The sequence below is a fragment of the Microcystis sp. 49638_E5 genome (assembly GCF_021300285.1).
GTDB lineage: Bacteria > Cyanobacteriota > Cyanobacteriia > Cyanobacteriales > Microcystaceae > Microcystis > Microcystis aeruginosa_C.
Genome location: NZ_JAJTDH010000046.1, coordinates 1 through 22,321, shown reverse-complemented (window position 1 = coordinate 22,321; position 22,321 = coordinate 1). Strand labels below are relative to the sequence as shown.

Sequence of the window (22,321 nt, the reverse complement as noted above, 5' to 3'; positions counted from 1 at the left end):
GATAAACTCTAGGACGATGGTAGGAATTTCTCCTTGGAGGTGGGGAGTGTAACTGCGCCGAATTTCTCCACTAGCAATGGGTTTTACTGAGGGAATATAAACCCAATCAGGTGCCTTGACAACAGTTTGATTGTTAACGGTGGCACACAAGCCAAAATTAGAGGCAATTAGCATCGATTCTAGAATTAGTCCTGCTAATTCTAACGATTCTCGTAAAGCTGCTGCTAAGAGGGGTTGCAGGTTATTGTCCACAGGTTCGTCAGGTAGAATAAAATCATCTGGCAGTTTTTCCCATGTGATTATCGTTGATTTTGTCGGTAAATCAATAGCAGATGGTGTCATTGTCGTAAACAGTCCTTCCTATATTTAATAAGCTCTCATAAACTGTCCACGACTAAGTAGGTGCATTAAATTAATTATCAAATAGACCTGTAGGTGGACAATGCCTGCAATTATTTCATACACTATCATCAACTTCAACTCCTAGCGCTCTTAATTTTGCTGCCAAGCGTTCGGCTCGTTGCTTTTCCTGTTCAGCCCGTTGCTTTTCCTGCTCGGCTCGTTGCCTTTCTTGCTCTACTAACTCACTGCCCCATAATAGCAAATTTCCCGACTTATCCCACCAACGCAACCAATTAGTAGTAAATTCAGCTTTGGTTCCTTGCCAGACTCCCAAAAATAAGTTAATCTCTGCTATCCAATAACGATTGTTTTCATTAGGTTTTTGTTGTTCATATCTTCCTTGATTCAATCGATAAATTTCTAATTCTCCGGTTTTTGGCTGAAATATTCCATAGACAGGTACTTGTAAGATTTGCTCGTAAAAATACCATTTTCCATAGGGATAGTGAGGGTTGATGGAATATTCACCCCCTTCGGTTTCCGAGATAAACTCTAGGACAATTGCTGGAATTTCTCCTTCGAGGTGGGGAGTGTAACTGCGCCGAATTTCTCCACTAGCAATAGATTTTACTGAGGGAATATAAACCCAATCAGGTGCTTTGACAACAGTTTGAGTTTTAACGGTGGCACACAAGCCAAAATTAGAGGCAATTAGCATCGATTCCAGAATTAGTCCTGCTAATTCTAACGATTCTCGTAAAGCTGCTGCTAATAGGGGTTGCAAGTTGTTGTCCACAGGTTCGTCAGGTAGAATAAAATCATCTGGCAGTTTTTCCCAGGTGATTGGCGGTGATTTTTTGAACAAATTAATTGTAGATGGTGTCATTGTCGTAAACAGTCCTTCCTATATTTAATAAGCTCTCATAAACTGTCCACGACTAAGTAGGTGCATTAAATTAATTATAAAATAGACCTATAGGTGGACAATGCCTGCAATTATTTCATACACTATCATCAACTTCAACCCCTAGCGCTCTTAATTTTGCTGCCAAGCGTTCAGCCCGTTGCTTTTCCTGCTCGGCCCGTTGCTTTTCCTGCTCGGCCAACTCCTCTATGGTGGGGAGCAATTGCCCCTCTGCTGTTGCCCAACGTAGCCAAGTAATCGGCTCTTGTTCATCCCCATAAATTCCCTGCCACCGCACTAACACCAGCCCTAATATTTTGCTGCTGAACCTGCCTTGAGCATCTGGGTTTAAAGATTTATAAACACCCCCTTCTAAGCGATGTCCCGCTAAATCTTCTGGGTCAAAGGGATCATACCAAAAGTATTCTGTCACCCGCAAACGATTCTGATAGATGAGCTTTTTCTCTTCTTTATCTTTTTGCGCTGTACTTTCAGAGAGCAACTCAATCACCACATCAGGAGCTTTTTCTTCTTCCCAGACGACCCAGCTTTTCCGTTCTTTTCGAGGCACGTCCACAACGACAAATACATCGGGCCCGCGATAATCCTCTTTACGCACTTGATTGGGGCTAAAGTAAACAAACATATTGCCTCCGACAAACGCTTCCCGTCCCTGGGTTTTTAACCACCAGGAGAGAGGTCTAACTAATAACTGCATTTGCAGTCCGTGTCGCTGGGTTTCCATGGGAATACCATCATCAGAAGGTAGCTCATCTTGGGTCGGTGGTAGCTTGATCCCTTGTGGGTTAGCTGCAATTAGGAGGGTTTCTTGAGCCATTGGTTAAGTTGGGGTGAACAACTGATGCCACTTTCTTATCATAAACTATCATCAATGTCAACACAATTGTGATCGCAATTGTCAGTATTAGTCATATTTTGTCTATTGTCTCTCACAATTGGGCAATCAGGTTAAACTTATTCTCGAACTGACCTATCAAGGCTTTGTTTGGGTATATCTCTTGTTGTCTTACTTAATCCTTCCTTAATAATCAAAAACCCAAATATTAACATTAACAATGGATTAATAATAACTCCTATACTAAGTCCCATATCGGTCATGGCTGGAATAATAAAGTAATTTTTGGGAATGAGCAAAAGACCAAACAGGAGCAGATAGGCTAAATCAAACTTACTTGACTTTGATTCATTAATAAAAAAAGCCAAAGGAATAAAAAGATTGAGAAGTCGATAATCTCCTGATGTGGGGGGGATAACATTCATCACAAAAACTAAAAGAGCTAGTTTTTTCCAGAAAATTTTCTCCTTAGTCAGAATGTATAAACTTACCAATCCTACTATTATTAACGATAGTACAGAATAGGGTCTCAAAAGTAGTGAAACCCAATCAAAAAATGTTCGCACTATATCTGATGATGAGATTATACCAATATCTTTAGAAATCTTTAAGACAAAAGCGGCAATAACCTTGATCAACCCGAACAAACTGACCCCATAAGGCCAACCTCCCGATCCGATCACATAATATTTCACAAACATTGCTTGATTTCTTCTCAATCCTTGAATATTTTCTAAAATACTTCCCTGAAAACACAGCAGAGAAAAAATAGTTATTAATGCGGCAAATATAATTACATAGAGGATATTTTTCCACTTTTTTTCGCTTGCCAATAGGACTAGAAAAATTGCTGGAAATGGTTTCATCGCAATTGCTAGGGATAGACAAATTAAGGCAAAAAGCGATTTATAGTGATTTAAGCTATTATAAAAGTAAGCAAAACCACATAAAAACAAGAACGTATATAATTCTGCATTAGCTCTATCTATAGTAAATAGAAAAGGATAGCTCATGAAGGAAATCACAAAAATATCACGAAAATTGTCTAATCTATTAGTCTGAGAAAAATTATTGATTATGAAAAATAGCCAGCAGACTAAAAAAATACTCAAAAATACTAATAGTGCTAAATCTCTGCTCTTAAATAGAGTAAACGGGAAGAAAAATAACTCCCCCAATGGATAATATATACCAAAAATATAAACATCACTTCTGTAGGGATTAAGTTCCTTGATAAAGTTAACCATGTTCCAAAAGTCATTAAACTTATCATTAGGTTTAAATAAAAAACTATTAAGAGGCTGTTGATTGCCTAAATAAGCTCCCATCGTGTAGTGATAAAAAACGGCGATGGCAAAGCCTATAACTATAATTGTGCTAAGAAATCTGATTTTAGTATGGCGTTCCATGTTAATAAATTCCCCTTTCGGATTGTCAAAAATACTGTTCACTATTTAATATCAAAGTTGACTCGCGCTCTCTCTACCACTAGAGGTCTTTTTAAGCTTCGTCTATTTATCAAACCAATGTATTCTCCTAAAATACCTATAAAAAATAACTGTACAGAAGAAAAAAGAAACAATCCGATAATGATCGCCGCTATTCCTATGGGGAAAAGGTTCCAAAACAGAAGCTTCAAAATCAAAGTCACGAGACCGACCAGAAAACTCACTAGAGATAGAGCGAACCCGATCATTGTCGCCAATCTTAGCGGAAAATTAGAATAGGTAGTGATGCCCAGCATTGCCAGATCGTACATTCGATAAAAATTAAAACTACTCTTACCTCGTTTTCGGACTTTCTGATGATACTCGATTTTAGCACTCTTAAAACCGACTTCTGAAATAAGACCCTTTAAGTAGGGATAAGGATCATCGATCAAACGCAATGCTTCTATCACTTTGTGATCATATAAACCGAAGCCGGTAAAATTAGAAGTTAAGTCAATCTCTTCTGATAGGGTTCTAACTAAAAAATAATAAAATCTTCTCACACTATAGACCAAAGAGTTCTCTTGACTAGATCTTTTAATTCCTTTAACAACTTGATAGCCTTCCTCCCATTTTTCTAAAAAATCGACGATTAGTTCGGGAGGATCTTGACAATCGGCGAAGACTAAAATAACCGCATCTCCAGTTCCTTGTAAGAGGCCGTAATAGGTAGAACGAACAAAGCCAAAATTCCTAGCGTTAATGATAATTTTGACTCTAGAGTCGCTTTGAGAGATTTGCTCTAATATACTGACTGTTTTATCTTGAGAGTCATTATCGATAAAAATATGCTCGTATTCATATTTTTCTAATCTTGCAAAAATCTCTTTGACCTCAGTATATGAAAACTCAACATTATCTTGTTCATTGTAGCAAGGAGTAACAACACTAATTAATTTTTTACTCATCTTAAATTTCCTCAATTTTATTTATGTTTAAATGGTCTTTATACCATTCAATTGTATTTTTTAATCCCGTCGTTAAATTATATTTAGGTGTCCAATCGGTCTTTTTTCTAAGCAACTCATTATTAGCACAAATAAACATGGGATCATTGGGACGGTAAGGTAAAGCACCCAGATGAATTAAATCAGGTTTACCTAATAAATTACCAAGTTCAAGTGCTATTTGTCCAACGGTTACAGGTTGACCAGAACCAACATTAACTACACCTGAAACGTTGCTCTTCGCAACTGCCCAAATTGCTGATGCTATATCCTCAACATGAAGGAAATCCAGAACTTGTTCACCTTTAGTTGTTTTTACCACTTCATCCCGCAGCAGTGAACAAATAACCGACGGAATTAACCGTCGCTCATCCTCCATTGGACCATACTGATAAAACAAACGAACCCATGTTAACTCTACTTCGGCGCTCTGGGCTAGTTGTTGTAAAATAGTGAATAGTGCCACCTTGGTCGCTGCATATAAGGTGATGGGTTTTGTCGGACTTGATTCAGAAAAATATCCTAGATTGAAATCATACTCAAAACAAGTCCCTATACCCACAAACCGCTTACAACCTACTTCAGCTAGTTGAGAGAATAAATTGAGACTTGCCTGGAATGAATTCAAGTTTTCCCGAGAATTTAGTTGTTTTCCTGACCCAACATACCAAGCTAAGTGAATACACAATTCGGGCTTGATTTTCTGTAAATAAGCATTCACTGTTTCAAATGCTACTAAGTCAGATTGCCATAAATGTAGTGATGGGAGAATATCTTGAATTCGCCATTGTTCGCCGTTTTCTCGCACAAGTGCGTGTACCTCACACCCTTCGGCTATTAGAAGCCTTGCTACATGGGAACCAACAAAACCACTGGCACCGGTAATCAATACTTTCATATTTTGGGTCTTCTCGACTTTCTGTAATAATCAGGGCGCACCATTCCTAGAAGTCTTGCCTAGCAAGACTTTGAAGATTATACTTCTGTAAAATTATCCCTATTCTTCTTCCTTCCACACAGAAACGAGAAGAGCCGCCATATTTTCCTTAACCTGAAATTTTGTCCCAAAAGTTGGGGAATTTTATTGGCCATGACAAAATTCTCGGATAGTCGTTGCTACATAGGTTAACATCTCCTCGGTTAATCCGGGATAAATGCCCAGCCAAAAAACACTACTCATGATTTTATCGGCATTGCTTAAATCCCCAACGACTCGATAATTTAACCCCTTATAAAGAGGCTGTCGCAATAAATTTCCTCCAAATAATAGCCTTGTGCCGATGCGTTTTTCCTCCAAATGCTTAACCAAATCATTGCGGCTAAAAGGCGCATTTTCCTTAACAAAAATCGGAAACCCGAACCAACTCGGTTCAGAATCCGGGCTGGCTTCAGGCAGAATTAAAACATCTTGAAGCTCCTGTAACTTTTGATGCAAAAAGTCGAAATTTTCCCGACGCTTTTTGATAAATCCGGGCAATTTATCCAGTTGCGCTACCCCGACGGCGGCTTGCATATCGGTCATCTTTAGGTTATAACCCACATGAGAATAGGTGTACTTATGGTCATAGCCAAAGGGCAAATCTCCTAACTGCCAACCGAAGCGCTTATTACAGGTATTATCTACCCCCGGAGGACACCAACAATCTCTGCCCCAGTCACGGAATGACTCGACAATCTTTTTCAAGCGGGTATCGCTGGTTAAAACGGCTCCCCCTTCTCCCATGGTCATGTGATGAGCAGGATAAAAGCTAACCGTCGCTAAATGCCCAAAGGTGCCGGTTTTTTGCCCTTTATAAAGACTTCCCACCGCGTCACAGTTATCCTCAACTACCCAGAGGTCATGTTTTTCGGCAAAAGCCATCACCGCTTCTAAATTAAAGGGATTTCCCAGGGTATGAGCAATCATAATCGCTTTAGTCTTCTCTGACAAGGCCGATTCCAGTTGCTCGATGTCGAGGTCATAACCGGGTAGTTTAACGTCTAAAAAGACGGGAATTAGCTGATTTTGAAAGATGGGGTTAACTGTAGTCGGGAAACCGGCGGCGACGGTAATGACTTCATCCCCCGGTTTAAGTTGTTTTTCCCCCAGTTTAGGGGAAGTTAAGGCACTTAAAGCCACTAAATTGGCCGAAGAGCCAGAATTGACCAATAAACAATGTTTTACCCCCATCCACTGGGCAAAACGTTCCTCAAATTCCGCCGCATATCTGCCCGTCGTTAACCAGAAATCTAGGGAAGAATCCACTAATTTGACTAATTCTTGCTCATCAAATACTTTACCCGATGCCGGAATATAGGTCTGCCCCGCCACAAAAGCCCGGGGTTGAAATTTGTGTTTGTAGTATTCTTGTACGGCTTGAAAGACTTGCTCTCGCAGTTCTGTTTCAGTATTGGTATTGGGGGGAGAAATAGATTGAGTCATGGTTAATTTCCTTTCAGGGGAGAAATTTGAACTTAATTATCACTTAATTTGCACTATTATCAGCCTTGAATTCGCTAATCGATCAAACAACTTTGATAATATTCGATTTGTTGGCGGGTAAGGTCTTGGAATTGTGCTTTATCTTCAGAGTCCATTTGAGCCGCTTGATAGTACCATGTCACGGTTTCCTTGAGGGTTTGCCGAAAATCCCAGACTGGTTGCCATTTTAGGGTATGAAAAGCCTTATCTGTGACTAGATTAAGCAATTTAGCCTCATGAACAGCATTCGGATCACTTTGATCGAGCCAAGTCCCTGGCCAAAGTTGTAGGATAGACTCAACTAACTCTTTAACCGGACGATTAGAAGTCAGAGACGGACCGAAATTAAACGCTCCATATAACCCCCGGCTGTCTTGCTGCCAATTAGCCGTCATCAACTGCTCATAAACCAACTCAGCTAACCGTAAATAGCCCCCTAAAGGCTCTAAAACGTGCTGCCAAGGGCGAGTCGCTAGAGGGTTCCGCACCGGAATCGCTTCGGACTTCATCAAGGCCCGCATGGCATCGGGTACAATCCGGTCTAGGGACCAATCTCCGCCACCGATGACATTTCCGGCCCTGGCGCTGGCAATGCCGATGGGGGTTTGAGGGGTTTTAAAGAAGGAACTGCGCCAAGATGCGATCGCCAATTCCGCCCCAGCTTTGCTAGAACTATAGGGATCGTAACCCCCTAAAGGGTCATTTTCCCGATAACCATAGACCCATTCCCGATTCTCATAGCACTTATCGCTAGTAATAAACACGGCGGCACAGGGATGAGTCAGGCTTTTGAGGGCCTCTAAAACGTGAATAGTCCCCATAACATTTGTGTTCCACGTTTCCACCGACTCAAGATAAGAAAGCCGCACTAGGGGTTGTGCCGCTAAATGAAAGACTACATCCGGTTGCCATGAAGCGATTAAACGAGTCACTAACTCAGGCTCTCGAATATCTCCTATATGGTGACTCAGGTTTTGAGCTAAGTCTAATTGGTCAAATAAGGCGGGGGTGGTATTGGGAGCTAAACTGAGGCCTTTTACCTCTGCTCCTAGATGGAGTAACCAAAACCCCAGCCAAGACCCCTTAAAGCCCGTATGACCAGTAATAAAGACTTTTTTGCCCGGCCAAAATGCTTTCTTTACCATATTTTCCATCTAGCTTGTCCAGTGTCATAAAGGTGATTGAGCATTTCCATTTCTCGGTAAGTATCCATACACTGCCAAAACCCTTCATGCTTATAGACGGCGAGTTCTCCCAAGGCAGCCAGGGTTCTTAGGGGCTGTGCTTCAAAAGTCGTCGCATCCCCCTCAATTAAATCCAAAACCTTGCGATTTAAGACAAAATACCCCCCATTAATCCATCCTTCAGCCGTTTGGGGCTTTTCTTGGAATTGAGTGACTAAATTACCCTCAATGATTAACTCGCCAAAGCGAGAAGAAGGACGAACCGCCGTCATCGTGGCTAATTTCCCATGGGAGTAATGGAAATCCAACAGATCCGCAATATTCACATCACAAACCCCGTCCCCATAGGTGGCCAAAAAGATCTCGCTTCCACTTCTCTCTATGTAAGGGGTGAGACGTTTAAGACGGCCTCCCGTCATGGTTTCGGGTCCCGTATCAATTAACCAAATACGCCAGTCTTCCTCCTGGTGTCCACTATCGAGTTTGGTCACTTTTTTATTGCCTAACTCTAAGAGGACATCACTTTGATTCCAATCATAGTTAAAGAAATAGTCCCGGATTATTTCCCCTTTGTACCCTAGACAGAGCATAAAGTCAGTTAACCCATATTGGGCATAAGTTTTCATGATATGCCAAATAATCGGTCGATTTCCGATGGCAATCATCGGCTTAGGTCGAAATTCGGTTTCTTCCCGCAGTCGGGTTCCTTTGCCACCACACAAGATGGCCACGGGAATATTAGACTTATAGTCCTTAACTGTTAAACTGACCGATTGTATTACCATTGGATTATATAGTGAATGGTCTTGAGAGTGACATCATCTTATCGAGGCAGTTTAACACGGGGTTCCCAATCTTGGACAAGATTTGTCTAAAAAAATTTTTGTTGAGGGGGTGTACGCAGTTTATAGTTAAACAGTCCCTTGAATCTTATGGCAGTTGTCCTAATGGTGAGGTACGAGGTTTTGGTTTTCGGGACTCGTCCGTCAGCCAGCGATGCTAAATCAGGTTATACCTCATCTTGAGCGGCAAAGCTAAATTCCAACCGAGTAGGACTAGAAATTTGCGCTACCATGCCAAGATAAATATTCGGGGATACGGTCGCAAAGCTACTAGACAATTTTAGGATAAAAATACCGACACTTATGGGGAAATCAATCAATAAAGTCCGAGTAACAGCACTGATTTTAGGGATTCTAGCGATCGCCTTTGCCTTTTTCACCAGGATTGTCAGTATTTTTGAATATGTTACCTTCGATATCGGACCCGATCCCGATCAGATTAGCGGTGGTTACTTTTGGATGGATATGTGGAAGGGAAACTTTCCTCAATTGGGACTCGCAGGGGGGGGGAAGATATGGATTCGCAATTCCCCCCCTCTATGGTTATTTAGCGTTCCCTCTGACAATTTTCGGTACCGCTCCCGAATTTCAAGTCCTTACCAATGGACTATTTTCTTTTCTATCGATTCCGCTCTTAATCTACTTTGTTTATCAACTTTTAGAAAATGTAGAACAAGATAAACGTCTTCTCCTGTCCAGTTTGGCAGGATTTCGGTATAGCACGATTTATGCGGACTATTTTATTAATAATTTTTCCTGGGCCCCTAGCCCAATACCCTTTTTCCTGCTCGTTTTTGCTTTACTCTATCGATTCCAGATGGAAACGAGTAAGCCGCTGCTCTATCAGGCTATAGCTTGGATATTCTTCGGGATTACCGTCGCTATATTGGTGAGTTTACACACCACCACGATGTTAATTATCCCAGTGACTTGTGTTATTGCCTGTCTATGGTTTGTTTATCGCAATCGCAAGAATACTATTAAATGTCTTTTGCCTTTTCTATCGATTCTCTCGGCAAATCTCGCCTTATTTATGTATTGGCACAGTGAGATCGTTCGGAATTTCGCTAATACGAGGGGAATCGTGAGAGCACTCACGGCGAAGGGGGCGAGCGGTGAACCATCGAGCAATCTGTTCACTCGTCTATTTAAAGCAATTTGGGAAACGGTTTATCTGGGCAATCAAGTATTTTTTTTGAATGACAATATATCGATTTTCAATGTCGTAGTTTCGGTTATTTTTTTCGGCATTTCTCTATACATAGTCATCAAAAAATATCGAGGCAATAAAACACTGATCGGCTTTTTTGCGATTACTTGGATAATTTTTCTCTATGCTTCCTCTAATTATCCTGATGAGCATTTTTATTCCCATCGTAAAATCTTACTCTGGTTTGCTCCTATCCTCTTGGCGATCGCTAGTCTGGCCTATCTAAACTTGACTAAGACTTTCCACAGGATACTCGCTCTAGTTCTAGCAATTATCATCGGCTATTCTATCGCAACTAATCTCTATTTCAATCAACGTTATCTTGCCAGTAAATACGGTTCCGAAAGGCTCCTATCCGTGGCCGATACAGTGGCAATTATCAATCAGATTCCGGTCGGTTTAACCCTTTGTGATCCAGCCAAGAAAGGCAAAAGAAAAGAGCATGGTCAGTACGATTATATCGATACCTTTATGACCAAAAGAGAGCTAAAGATCACCAATGCCTGCCCATCGGGTAGTTATTACATCCAGCCGAAATTTAAAATGGCTATCCAAATGAACGATTTATTTCCAATTTTTACCCTCGTCAAAACTCCCCCTCTCGAGCGCCCGATCACTCCCCTTCTTGAAACCCCAGAAGCCTATCTCTATAAAATCGAGTAGCAATAACTCCACCGTGATAGCGCAATTTGCTGGGGATATTCTTAGGAAGTTTTCCTTTTGGGGAGTCGGTTGTCGGTAGTCAGCAATAAGCTGTACTGCATTTAAACCTAGTATTGATTTTAGTACAAATGCTCGCACTATCCTTACTCATAGACAGTCTTAACAAGTGCTTTAGATAGTCAACAGCTTATTACCGGTGATTACCTCACCTTGGCGGCGTATTATTGACAATATTGAGCGCATAAAGGCGAAAACGCTCTAGATCTGCTTGCAGAGTTGATTCCACCACTCGACCGAGGAAAAGATTATCCATCAATTTTCCTAACCAACCGGGTATAGCATAGGATGCTGTCAGTCGCACAATACTCCTACCATGACGGTCATAAAAACGAATTGCCCCGCGGTTAGGCAACCCGTCCACGGATTCCCATTGAATCATCTGGTGGGGGACAATTTTCAGTATCCGTGACAACCAAGTAAATTCTAGACCACCACTGGCTAACTTCCAACGGGAAAGCTCTGGCTCCTCCTCTAGAATTTTCACCGATTCGATCCATTTCATCCACTGGGGCATTTGTTCTAAATCTGACCATAGCTCCCAAACCAGATCGATCGGCGCGTCCACTTCTACCTGTACACTATGTTCTAACCAAGTCATTCGTTAATTCTGGCGATGCTGAATATTTCTATGATAACGGCTATTAGTCTTTAGTCTTTGACTCAATGATAAAATAAAAACAATCTTCGCGGTTTAATTTTACTATGTTAATCAGAAACCTGCTCGAATGTGAGGAATTCATCGCCGGTGATCATACCCGATTGCGCGAGTTATTGCATCCCGATAAACAACCGTTAAATCTACGTTATAGTTTAGCCCACGCATGGGTAGATGTGGGGGAAACTTCTACTCCCCACGCTTTAAAAACTGCGGAAGTTTATTATATTATGCAAGGACAAGGGGAAATGCACATCGATGAGGAAGTGCAATTAGTGACTGTCGGTGCCGCCATTTATATACCTCCTCTAGCTAAACAATATATTCATAATTGTGGGGAGGAACCATTAGTTTTCTTGTGCATTGTCGATCCTGCTTGGCGAGTAGAAGACGAAATTATTTTTGAGTAAAACTAATGAATATTGGCATTATCGGACTGGGTTTAATCGGTGGTTGCTTGGGTTTAGATTTTCGATCACAAGCTTATAAGGTTTTGGGAGTTTCTCGTCAACAATCCACTTGTGATATCGCCGTAGAAAAAGGAGTGGTAGATGAATCTAGTACCAGTTTAGAATTATTGGCTACTGCCGATTTAATCTTTATTTGTACTCCCATACATTTACTTGTGCCAACTTTGGAAAAATTAACTCCCTATTTAAAACCCCAAGCCATTGTCACCGATGTGGGATCGGTTAAAGGGGCGATCGTGGCCAATTGTAGTCGATTATGGCCGAATTTTGTCGGTGGTCATCCTATGGCTGGGAAAACTGAACAGGGAATCAATGCAGCACAATTGGGATTATTTGTCAATACCCCCTATCTGATTACTCCCCTTGAATCTACTCCTCATTTTGCCGTGAAAATCTTAACTGAAATAGTAGAAAAATTAGGCTGTCAAATTTATTATTCTTCCCCCGAAGAACACGATCGAGCCGTGGCCTGGATTTCCCATCTGCCAGTAATGATTAGTACCAGTTTAATCCAAGCTTGTGCGAAAGAACAAGACCTGAATATTCGCCAATTAGCGGAAAATTTAGCTAGTTCCGGTTTTCGCGATACCAGTCGCGTCGGTGGTGGCAATCCCGAATTAGGTTTAATGATGGCTAAATACAATCGTCAAGCTTTATTGATATCCTTGACAAATTATCGGCAAAATCTTGATGAAATTATTGACTATATTGCAGGAGAAAAATGGCAGGAACTAGAGAAAATTCTCGTTTCTAGTAATCAATATCGAGACAATTTTATTCAATAAAAATACCATTTTGCCCCTAGCAATTATCCCACGGCACTGTATCATAGATTTATACTCAGCAACCCAATGAAATGATATGACCACCTTTTTCGACTTTGAAGCCGAATTTGTTGACTCCTTACGTTGTATACCGATGACCGTGAGAATGAAACTAGATACCTGTGGAGTTAAATTAAAATTATCCCATTGGATGCAGTTGGGTCAACCGGAAAGAATGGTATTAGTTAATATGGCTTGTACGACGGCAGCAGAAGCCAAAATCTATCGAGATTTTCTGCAAAAATTAATCACCGAAAAAACTGGCAATCCCCCAGGAAAACTGGCAATAGATCCGCATCCCGCTTGGCTAGATGATAGCCAGATACCCGATACAGTCCGAGAAAAAGCCAGAGAATTCCAGATCGAAATTAGTTTAGAACAATGGCAAAAATTGCAACCATCCCAACGGTTTGCCCTGATTAAACTCAGTCGTCCTGGTCACGAAAATCTCAACTTCTATCCAGCCATCAAAGAGTTCCATATAGTCGATGCCTAACTGAAGAACCTATGCCATATTAATTAAGTTTCTTTCTACCTTACTGTGATGACAAGCAAAATGACGATCAAGGGGTATAAAATTAAATAAATTGCAGTAACTTGCTGCTCTAGAGCTTGGTCAATTTTCTTAATAAAAATGATAATTAATGTCCTATTCTTGAAAAATAATTAGACAGTTTCCATCCAGTCAAAAACTTGATTCAATTGCGACAAATCGATTAAACCGTACTGCCATAAAACCATCGGCAAAGAACCCACCGATGCTTCACAGAGACGCACAGCCATATCGAGGGAACGGGGGGAAATTGCTAATTTCTCCAAGAGGAAAGTGCGGAGTTGTTTTTGTTGATGAGCTTCCATGGTTAAGGATCATTTATAACGACAATCTGATTATTGAATAACTTATTCTCTATTAAAAAGAGATGCTTCCCTCACGGGGATCACCCAATTGGGTGATTTTGTTTAACCATCAGAATAATTTAAGGATTTATCCAGAATATGTCCTACTATCCCGAAATTGCTAGTGGGGATATCAACACTTCCTTGAGGCAGAAAAACGAGAAAGGGGAGCTTTTGGGATAAGCTATTGATAACCTAGTTTTTGCTCGAGTAGGAGAGAATTGCCCCCAATGAGTCATGCTCCTCAAGTTTCCGTGACTATTCCTTGCTATAATCAAGGTCGCTATCTCGATGGTGCGATCGCATTTTTTAGTACAAAAATACCAAAACTTTTAAATCCTTGTCATCGATGATGGCTCCACAGAACCGGAAACCATCGAGATTTTACAAGATTATCAACAGCAAATGGACTATTAAGACAATTCTTTCTCAAGGGTACGAATTTTTAAATCGTTAAGCCAGAGGAGGTAGAAAGATGGGTAAACTTAATTAACAATCATCCTTGAAAATGTCTTGACTATCGTACCCGGAATGAGGTACTCTACGAAGATAGATAGGACGGTTATGCAATTAAGTCTGAATTGGCGTTTATGATGAATGGCAACTGGCAAAAAGATTATCCTTTACTGCCCGAATCTTTAAAGGAGTCAGATATCGAAAACAATTCAAGTTTAAAAAAAATGATTAATTTTATAGGAGGAAATAAGAAAGTTTTAGACGTAGGGTGCGCGACTGGTTATCTCGCACGCCTTCTTCGCGAAAAAGGGTGTTCTGTTATCGGAATTGAAATCAACCAAAAAGCGGCTGAAATAGCGAGGTCTTTTTGTGAAGAAGTCATTGCTGTCGATCTAGAAAGAGTTTCTCTAGCGGAAATTTTGAGTGATCGCTTGTTTGACGTGGTTGTATTTGGGGACATCCTAGAACATCTTCGCGATCCTTGGCGTATTTTGCAAGAAACTCACCAAGTTCTTGCTCCTAGTGGTTATGTGGTCGCATCAATTCCCAATATCGCGCACGGTAATATCCGTCTATCTTTGCTACAGGGAAACTTCGATTATCAAGAGGTAGGAATTTTAGACAATACTCATTTACGGTTTTTTACCCGTAAAACTCTCGAAGAATTATTTTTCGATACGGGGTATTCTATCGAGGCGACCGAACGAACACAGATGCCTTTTGAAAAAAGTTATTCGCATGATGCATCTTTAGTCGAAAAACTCGAGAAAGAACCGGATATAGATACTCTTCAATTCATTGTACGGGCATTTCCCTCATCTCTAGAGAATCAACATAATTTACTTCGAGAAAACTATCGACAAAGTATAGATCGACTAGAAAGGACGAGGGAGGAACTAGAATCCACCCGCAGCCAGCTAGAAAAAACGCGGGAGGAATCTGGCTCTATCTCCTTGCAGTTGGAACAGACGCGGGAGGAACTAGAATCCACCCGCAGCCAGCTAGAAAAAACGCGGGAGGAATCTGGCTCTATCTCCTTGCAGTTGGAACAGACGCGGGAGGAATTACGACTAATCGGTCGGCGGTGGAAACAGTCACAATTCGATCTCGAGCAAGCGCAACAAGGATGGGGTCGCGCTCATAATATTATTGAGGCGATCGAGAGCAGTAAATTTTGGAAATTGCGTCAACTTTGGTTTCGAGTCAAACTAGCTTTAGGATTAAACGTAAAATAGAATTCAAATGAAAATGAACGATCAAACGAGCGAAAACGAACAGATTGTAGAGCGAACCGATTTACAGTTCCATCAGTCGAAACTTTTAGAAAAACAACAGAAACTAGAGCGTTTATACTTAAATAATACCCTGAAAAGGAGCTATCTTTCTCCTGTCAGGCCCTTTCGACAAATCCTGAAAATTGTCTACTGGACAATTACTTTTCAAATCGCCGATCGGTTGAAACGTCGCCAGATCGCCCACCTGATCGGGCGGAGCGGTCTATTCGATACGGGTTACTACTACCGACAAAATCCCGAAGTAGAAGCGCTCGGTATCGATCCCCTCGGCCATTATCTAGATGTTGGTGCGGCGAGCGGTCGCAATCCCCACCCCCTTTTCGATACGGAATACTACCTCAAAACCTGCCCGGAAGCGGCCGATTCCGGGATGAATCCTCTGGCGCACTACATAACGCTCGGTTCACTATCCGGTCGCAATCCCCACCCCCTTTTCGATACGGGGTATTATCGAAAAATTTGTCCGGAAGTCGTATCATCGGCTACCGATCCTTTGGTGCATTATTTAACGATCGGCTCGGAAGCTGGATACAATCCCCATCCATTGTTCGATGTCGGATACTATCGTAAAAATTATCCAGAAGTTATCGCGTCGGGAATCGATCCTTTGTTACATTGCGTAGAGAGCGGTATTGAGAATACCCCTTACTCTTCGCTCCTAGCGGATAGATTATCTTCCGTGGTCGCCGCTACGATCGACACGCTTACCCAAACGGAATTATCCATACCGTTAGAGCGAGAAGCGCGGACAATTTCTTTTCCAGTTATCGAGAATCCGAAGGTAAGTATTATTATCCCCGTTTATAACCAAATTCACTACACGCTTCGCTGTCTCAAGGGATTAGCGCTACAGAACACCGATCTTTCTTTCGAGGTGATCGTGGTGGACGATAGCTCGAACGATACTACACCAGAAATACTGGCCTTGATCGAGGGGCTTCTTTATCTGCGTAACCCGGAAAATTACGGGTTTTTAAACTCTTGTAATCTCGCCGCCCGACAAGCAAAAGGAGATTACCTTATTTTCCTTAATAATGATACGGTTCCTTTCCAGGATTGGTTGAGCGAGATCATCGATCCCTTTTCACGTCAAGAAAAGGTCGGTTTAGTGGGCTCCATGTTGATTTATCCTAACGGTACGTTACAAGAAGCGGGCGGATTAATCTGGCGCGACGGTTCTGGGTGTAATTACGGTCGGAACGGCGATCCCGAGGCTTGCGAGTATAATTTTGTTCGGGAAACCGATTACTGTTCGGGCGCGTCGATCGCTTTACCGTCGGAACTCTGGCGACAACTACAGGGGTTTGACCCTTTATTTTCTCCAGCCTATTACGAGGATACGGATCTGGCGTTCCGAGTTCGGAAAGCGGGTTATAAAGTGATCTATACCTGCTTTTCTAAAATCATTCATTTTGAGGGCATCTCTTCAGGAACCGACCTCAGCAAGGGAGTTAAACGTTATCAAGCCGTCAACAAACCGAAATTTTTAAAACGTTGGGAGACTACCCTAAGGGAACACGCGGAGGCTCCGGACTGGCGGGATCTACCTGATCGAGATCATCGAGTTCCCCGAAAATTACTCATGCTGGACGTTACAACTCCGACCCCGGGTCGAGATGCGGGCTCTGAATATATTTTTAATTTTATGAAATTGGCCAGAGAAGCCGATTGGGCGGTTACATTTATCGCCGATAATTTTTTGCATGATGGGGATTCTCCCTACATTAAAAATCTTCAAAGAATCGGTATTGAATGTATTTATCGCCCTTATATTAATTCTATTGAAGAATATATCGAGCTTCAGGGAAATAAATTCGATATTATTGTCCTCTCGCGAGTTAATGTCGCTTCCTTGTATACCGATGTCGCGCATCGCTACGCCCCGAACGCAAAATTGATTTTTAACACGGTCGATCTGCATTTCCTGCGGCAGTCAAGAGGAGCAGCTGTTTTGGAAAAAGTAGATTCTTTCGATGAAGTTGCCCGAACTTTTCGAGATGAAATCCAGGCGATCGCCAGTTGCGAGCGGACTATTGTTGTCAGTCAAGACGAAGCCGAATTGATTAAAAAGATTTTCCCTCCTGCAAGATTATCCGTGATTCCGATCGTTCAAGAATTACCGAAAACCACTCAAAAAATAGATTTTGATACTCGACGCGATATCGGTTTTATCGGTCAATTCGCCCATCTTCCCAATGCGGACGCAATCTCATTTTTTATTACCTCGATCTTTCCACGAATTAGCCAAGAGATTCCCGATTGCCGTTTGATTATTGCGGGTTCTAACATGCCAGAAAATATCGCAAAATTCGCCTCGGATAGAATTGTTATTAAGGGTTATATCGCCGATTTGCACGAGCTTTTCGGTAGCGTTCGGCTTTCGATTGCGCCGCTTCGGTTCGGTGCCGGTATGAAGGGAAAAATTGTGTCTAGTCTGCTTTACGGTGTACCTGTCGTGGCGACGAGTATCGCGGTTGAGGGAATGGGGATGACACAAGGAAAAGAGGTACTTGTAGCGGACGATCCCGAAGAATTCGCCCGTTCTATTATCGATGTCTATAACTCGCGGCCGAAATGGGAAGCCCTCTCGGCCAAAGGGCTAGAATTCGCTACCGATCGATTTTCGCTGGACGTAGTGGGACAAAAAATCCGAACTACCCTTGCGGAAGTTCTCGCGGGTCTCCCCTCGGCAACGCAAACGGACAAGGAAGGTGCTTCCAGACCCACGAACTCGTGAATAGGGGTTGTTTACGGGCATCGGCTCGAATTGCCCCCCGTTATTTTTGCCAACAGATTACTTTTTTCTTTATTATTTCCAGGGAAAACCAAGTATCATGATCGAGGAGAGAGAAAATCCATTGAATCGAGAGATTATTGAGAAAGATAGTTTACCGAGGCTCGACCTGATCGAGGAGAAAGATTTTGACTCAACCCGCTTATCGGAGCGGAGGCTACAAGAATGGAGTGCTTGTGTACTGCAGGAGATGGGCGATAAAACTCGATGGATTCAATCTCTTGAATCTGGAATTATTCGACGAGATCGACGGATTGAAAAGCTAGAGATAAGAACACGAGAACTAGAAGAGAAATTGGAATCGACGACGAATGACTACCGAAAAAGGCTCGCCCAACTACAATACGAGTTGATCGGTATTCGTACCTCGAAAGCGTGGAAGCTCGCAAAACTTTTCGAGCGATTTTCGATTATTGTATCTTGGAGTAAACTTTTATACTGGACGGCAACTGGAAAATTAGCTACCAAACTGCGAGAAGAAAAAATTTACACAGAACTGGCGAACAGTGGCTTATTCGATCCAGAATACTATTTAATGATGAATCCGGATGTAGCTGCGGCGGGAGCCGATCCCTTAAAACACTATATTGATAATTACCTTCAGGGACGGAATCCCAATCAGTGCTTCGATACACTATCCTATTTACAAAGCCATCCCGATATTGATATCAATCCACTTTTACATTATTATCGTGTTCAAAACCCACGAGGTGAGAAGTGACTGATTCCCCGATGAATTTATGGGCGACCGTCGAACTAATCCGAAATAGTGGATTTTTCGACGAGCGTTTTTATTTAAGTCAAAATCCCGACGCGATCGAGACCGACTTTACCCTCATCGAACATTACCTACACTACGGCGCAGAAAGAAGCCTCGATCCCAGCCCTCTTTTTGATACCCCTTACTATCTAGCGATGAATCCCGATGTGATCCGTTCCGGGATTCATCCGCTAGTTCACTATCTCACCGTGGGAATGGCCAAGGGACGATTGCCAAAGGCCCCTATACCTGGGAGGGAGTTGACTGGAATATCGGGGCGACCGAAGCTGATCGCCTTTTATTTACCCCAATTCCACCCGATTCCCGAGAATGATGAATGGTGGGGTAAAGGGTTTACGGAATGGACGAATGTTACAGCGGCGACCCCTATGTTCCCTGGTCACTATCAGCCCCGTTTGCCTTCCGAACTGGGGTTTTACGATCTACGTTTAGCAGAAATTTATCCCCAACAGGTCGCCCTAGCGCGCGAGTACGGTATTGACGGTTTCTGTTACTATTATTACTGGTTTAACGGTCGGCGGATTCTTGAGCGTCCCCTGCAAAATGCGGTCGAACGCCATGATGTGGATTTTCCATTCTGTATCTGTTGGGCTAACGAGAGTTGGAGCCGGCGCTGGGACGGTAGAGATCGAGAGATTCTTCTCGCCCAAGATCATACGTTGGAGGGGGACAATCGATTTATCCTCGATGTTCTGCCGCTCTTGCAAGACCAACACTATTTGAAGGTTGACGGCAAGCCGATATTATTGGTATACCGTCCCGAATTACTAGCGAATGCCCTCGTGACTGCGGAGGTTTGGAGGCGGGCGGCGGAAAAGGCGGGATTACCTGGATTACACCTATGCGCAGTGCAATTCGAGATCGCCGATCCCCGATCACTCGGATTCGATGCCTTGGTCGAGTTCCCCCCCCATTTTTTCCCGGCTTACGACATTACCCGAAGCGTTCCAGGCCTCGATCCGAATTTTCAAGGTCTCGTACGCGATTACTACACCGGAATGTTAAAAGGTTTAGAACGTCCAGCACCGAATTTTCCTTTTTACCGGGGCGCGATGCTCGCTTGGGACAATACGGCCCGACGGCGCCACGGCTCGCTAATCTACCATTATAGTAGTCCTCAAGCCTACCGTCAGTGGTTACGCCACCTGATCCTGCAAGCCTCGGAAAATGCGGGGGGAGGCGAGAGCTTGGTCTTTATCAATGCTTGGAACGAATGGGCTGAGGGGGCGGTGTTGGAACCGAGCCTGCGGGATGGACGGGCTTATTTAGAGGCGACCCGTGACGCTGTCGAAGAAAATATTTCTACCGCCTACATTGATCGGGTCGCTTACGAGCGATACCGGCAAGCCATTCAAGAAGAATGCCGTCTGATCGGAACACCGAACGGTCAACGGGTAGCGATCACCACCCGACCGAAAGTCGAGTGGGTTAGTCCCCGCGCCGATCTCGCCCGAAAAGCGGAAACAGCCCACTATCGAATTTTATTTTTCTACGACCGCTCCCGGACACCCTTTCAACTCGCCGAAGATATCCGGCACGCACTCGCGCCCGCGGATGGGGTAATCTGTTATATATTGCTGTGTGGGCAAGGGCAAGCTGGGGAAAAATCGCCGGAATGGTCCTTGGCATTCGATCTGGAAACTTTGACCTGTGAAGGACTCTCCCGTTCGGAAGCGATCGGGAAGACGCTCGAAGATCTCGCAGGTCGTTCGATCGATCTGGCACTAGGCTATACACTCCTCCCCGGCGATCTAGCTCGTTCCCTGCACTCGATCGGAATACCGATTCTCACCGTCCTCGACGAACTCCCCGCCATCGGGGAAACGTTCGCAGATTCGAGTCTTCTAACGGAGCTAGGAGAAGTTTCGGAGCGGATAGTTGTCACTTCGGAAATGATGAGGCAAAAATTGACGGAGAAGGATATTTGTACCTCGAACGAGCGTATAACGGTCATTTATCCTGGAATTCGTTCCGATCTGGGTGAGCAATCGAGTGAACAGTACCCGAGCGTTCTCGCCGAATTCAATTTTCCCCCTGATAGCTTTCTCGTTCTCGCCAACGGCCCGATCGCTCCCCGAGGGGGAGCAGATCTGATCGTTCCGATTGTCCGAGAGGTTTTTTCCCATCTCGGTACGGAAAAATTCCGTTTTCTCTGGATTGGAGAGGAACAGGACGATTCTCTATTCCGGAATTGGTGCGAACACGATCTGGCGACGCTCGGCTTAAGCGATCGGGTAATTTTTACGGGAAGTCGGCCGACGCTTTTACCCTATCTCGAAGCGGCGGATGTTTTTTTACTGCCCGCACGCGAAGATCATTTCTCACGAATCGGTTTAGAGGCGATGTACAAAGGCTTACCCGTCCTCGCTTTCGAGGGGGGTGGGCTTTCCGAAGTACTATCGCCCGATGCGGGCGTACTCGTTCCCTATCTCAACACCCAGATGATGGTGCAAAAATTGCGCCAGTTATACGAAGAGCCAATCTGGCGATCAGCATTGGGAGAGCGAGCCATGACAAAAGCCCGGAGCGAGTGCGGTTGGTTCCGATACCGCCGCAACCTCCTTAATTTATTGCGCAGAAACTATCGGATAGATCTATCCGAAGAGACAGTTCGTAAATGAATATAAAGAAAACGGTCGGACATCGGCACTCGGTTGTAGGCAAGAGAAAGAAGTTTAGACCCCACATTCAGCACCCTCAACTGTCACATTGGCTGTCCCCTCTAGAGACTTGAGTAAACATACTTAGGACTTGCTGAAAAAGTAAGGGGGCAGCAGGAGAAAGATAATTGATTGTTCAAGTTAATAATACCAATTTTCTAAACTTTGGCGACAGATAAAGCCTCTAGAATATAAGCCCGTCCTGTAATTGAGGCAATTACTTTACGAGTCATGACTTTCAGCCTCTCGGTAATTAATCTTCTTAATTCATCTAAAGAAGTCGGTAATTTCCATCTTAATCCTTTCTTTAAGTATTGCCAAATCTGTTCAATCGGATTGCATTCAGGGGAATAGGGCGGTTGAAACATGAGAATAATATTTTCTGGTATTTCTGGACTTCCCCCATACATAAATACTAAGGTTCTTCCGAACTTACCATGTAAAATCAACTAGCAAAATGCCAATTTAATAAACATCTAAGACTAAAGTTTTTAAAGTTTCTAAATCCATAGCCTCTCCTTTTAATCACC

General features: G+C 43.0%; 21 protein-coding genes and 1 pseudogene. 9 read left to right on the top strand and 13 right to left on the bottom strand.

Features of this window, described 5'->3' with window-relative positions:
* The 10 genes and pseudogenes from LW728_RS14175 to LW728_RS14130 form a co-directional block, all read right to left on the bottom strand.
* Positions 1 to 342 (bottom strand): annotated as a pseudogene (locus LW728_RS14175) (hypothetical protein); the annotation flags it as partial.
* 115 nt (positions 343 to 457) lie between these two features.
* Positions 458 to 1,228 carry a Uma2 family endonuclease gene (locus LW728_RS14170; protein WP_287767059.1) on the bottom strand — a complete coding sequence of 257 codons (771 nt, stop codon included), beginning with the start codon at positions 1,226 to 1,228 and terminating at the stop codon, positions 458 to 460.
* 115 nt (positions 1,229 to 1,343) lie between these two features.
* A complete protein-coding gene (locus tag LW728_RS14165; RefSeq protein WP_287767057.1) occupies positions 1,344 to 2,084 on the bottom strand; it encodes a Uma2 family endonuclease in 741 nt (246 codons plus the stop codon).
* Positions 2,085 to 2,221: 137 nt separating this feature from the next.
* Positions 2,222 to 3,511 (bottom strand): glycosyltransferase family 87 protein, encoded by a 1,290-nt coding sequence (locus LW728_RS14160; RefSeq protein WP_287767055.1) that lies wholly within the window; start codon positions 3,509 to 3,511, stop codon positions 2,222 to 2,224.
* Between the two features lie 41 nt (positions 3,512 to 3,552).
* Positions 3,553 to 4,500: a glycosyltransferase family 2 protein gene (locus tag LW728_RS14155; RefSeq protein WP_287767053.1), complete on the bottom strand. Its 948-nt coding sequence runs from the start codon at positions 4,498 to 4,500 to the stop codon at positions 3,553 to 3,555.
* Position 4,501: 1 nt separating this feature from the next.
* Entirely contained in the window at positions 4,502 to 5,437 is a 936-nt protein-coding gene (locus LW728_RS14150) for an NAD-dependent epimerase/dehydratase family protein (protein ID WP_004268731.1), read from the bottom strand.
* 183 nt (positions 5,438 to 5,620) lie between these two features.
* Positions 5,621 to 6,961, bottom strand: a complete 1,341-nt coding sequence (gene rfbH / locus LW728_RS14145; RefSeq protein WP_149978400.1) for a lipopolysaccharide biosynthesis protein RfbH — start codon at positions 6,959 to 6,961, stop codon at positions 5,621 to 5,623.
* Between the two features lie 74 nt (positions 6,962 to 7,035).
* Positions 7,036 to 8,154 (bottom strand): CDP-glucose 4,6-dehydratase, encoded by a 1,119-nt coding sequence (gene rfbG, locus LW728_RS14140; protein ID WP_353845706.1) that lies wholly within the window; start codon positions 8,152 to 8,154, stop codon positions 7,036 to 7,038.
* Positions 8,139 to 8,969 (bottom strand): glucose-1-phosphate cytidylyltransferase, encoded by an 831-nt coding sequence (gene rfbF / locus LW728_RS14135; RefSeq protein WP_046662580.1) that lies wholly within the window; start codon positions 8,967 to 8,969, stop codon positions 8,139 to 8,141. The genes rfbG and rfbF overlap by 16 nt, the downstream gene beginning before the upstream one ends.
* 224 nt (positions 8,970 to 9,193) lie before the next feature.
* Positions 9,194 to 9,406 carry a hypothetical protein gene (locus tag LW728_RS14130; protein WP_004268737.1) on the bottom strand — a complete coding sequence of 71 codons (213 nt, stop codon included), beginning with the start codon at positions 9,404 to 9,406 and terminating at the stop codon, positions 9,194 to 9,196.
* Between the two features lie 65 nt (positions 9,407 to 9,471).
* On the opposite strand from LW728_RS14130, the gene LW728_RS14125 reads away from it, so the two are divergent.
* A complete protein-coding gene (locus tag LW728_RS14125; RefSeq protein ID WP_287767050.1) occupies positions 9,472 to 10,899 on the top strand; it encodes a hypothetical protein in 1,428 nt (475 codons plus the stop codon).
* Between the two features lie 205 nt (positions 10,900 to 11,104).
* On the opposite strand, the gene LW728_RS14120 is transcribed toward LW728_RS14125, so the two are convergent.
* The gene (locus LW728_RS14120) at positions 11,105 to 11,557 is read right to left on the bottom strand and encodes an SRPBCC family protein (protein ID WP_004268743.1); all 453 of its coding nucleotides are present in this window, start codon (positions 11,555 to 11,557) and stop codon (positions 11,105 to 11,107) included.
* Positions 11,558 to 11,661: 104 nt separating this feature from the next.
* On the opposite strand from LW728_RS14120, the gene LW728_RS14115 reads away from it, so the two are divergent.
* The 3 genes from LW728_RS14115 (at position 11,662) to LW728_RS14105 (ending at position 13,404) form a co-directional block, all read left to right on the top strand.
* Entirely contained in the window at positions 11,662 to 12,024 is a 363-nt protein-coding gene (locus tag LW728_RS14115) for a cupin domain-containing protein (protein WP_287767048.1), read from the top strand.
* A 5-nt stretch (positions 12,025 to 12,029) separates the two neighbouring features.
* Positions 12,030 to 12,869 carry a prephenate/arogenate dehydrogenase gene (locus tag LW728_RS14110; protein WP_287767046.1) on the top strand — a complete coding sequence of 280 codons (840 nt, stop codon included), beginning with the start codon at positions 12,030 to 12,032 and terminating at the stop codon, positions 12,867 to 12,869.
* 76 nt (positions 12,870 to 12,945) lie between these two features.
* The gene (locus tag LW728_RS14105) at positions 12,946 to 13,404 is read left to right on the top strand and encodes a nitrate reductase associated protein (protein WP_287767045.1); all 459 of its coding nucleotides are present in this window, start codon (positions 12,946 to 12,948) and stop codon (positions 13,402 to 13,404) included.
* Between the two features lie 170 nt (positions 13,405 to 13,574).
* On the opposite strand, the gene LW728_RS14100 is transcribed toward LW728_RS14105, so the two are convergent.
* Positions 13,575 to 13,766 carry a DUF2949 domain-containing protein gene (locus tag LW728_RS14100; protein ID WP_002738067.1) on the bottom strand — a complete coding sequence of 64 codons (192 nt, stop codon included), beginning with the start codon at positions 13,764 to 13,766 and terminating at the stop codon, positions 13,575 to 13,577.
* Between the two features lie 269 nt (positions 13,767 to 14,035).
* On the opposite strand from LW728_RS14100, the gene LW728_RS14095 reads away from it, so the two are divergent.
* From LW728_RS14095 to LW728_RS14075, 5 genes are all read left to right on the top strand, one after another.
* Complete coding sequence (locus LW728_RS14095) at positions 14,036 to 14,158, top strand: hypothetical protein (protein WP_287671083.1); 123 nt, start codon at positions 14,036 to 14,038, stop codon at positions 14,156 to 14,158.
* Positions 14,159 to 14,395: 237 nt separating this feature from the next.
* Complete coding sequence (locus LW728_RS14090) at positions 14,396 to 15,496, top strand: methyltransferase domain-containing protein (protein WP_287767043.1); 1,101 nt, start codon at positions 14,396 to 14,398, stop codon at positions 15,494 to 15,496.
* A 13-nt stretch (positions 15,497 to 15,509) separates the two neighbouring features.
* The gene (locus LW728_RS14085; protein ID WP_287767041.1) at positions 15,510 to 18,293 is read left to right on the top strand and encodes a glycosyltransferase; all 2,784 of its coding nucleotides are present in this window, start codon (positions 15,510 to 15,512) and stop codon (positions 18,291 to 18,293) included.
* 121 nt (positions 18,294 to 18,414) lie between these two features.
* Positions 18,415 to 19,071 (top strand): hypothetical protein, encoded by a 657-nt coding sequence (locus LW728_RS14080; RefSeq protein WP_287664526.1) that lies wholly within the window; start codon positions 18,415 to 18,417, stop codon positions 19,069 to 19,071.
* On the top strand, positions 19,068 to 21,752 hold the full coding sequence (locus tag LW728_RS14075) for a glycoside hydrolase family 99-like domain-containing protein (protein WP_287767040.1): 2,685 nt from the start codon (positions 19,068 to 19,070) through the stop codon (positions 21,750 to 21,752). The genes LW728_RS14080 and LW728_RS14075 overlap by 4 nt, the downstream gene beginning before the upstream one ends.
* A gap of 197 nt (positions 21,753 to 21,949) precedes the next feature.
* On the opposite strand, the gene LW728_RS14070 is transcribed toward LW728_RS14075, so the two are convergent.
* Entirely contained in the window at positions 21,950 to 22,201 is a 252-nt protein-coding gene (locus tag LW728_RS14070; protein ID WP_110580383.1) for a transposase, read from the bottom strand.
* Positions 22,202 to 22,321 lie beyond the last annotated feature (120 nt).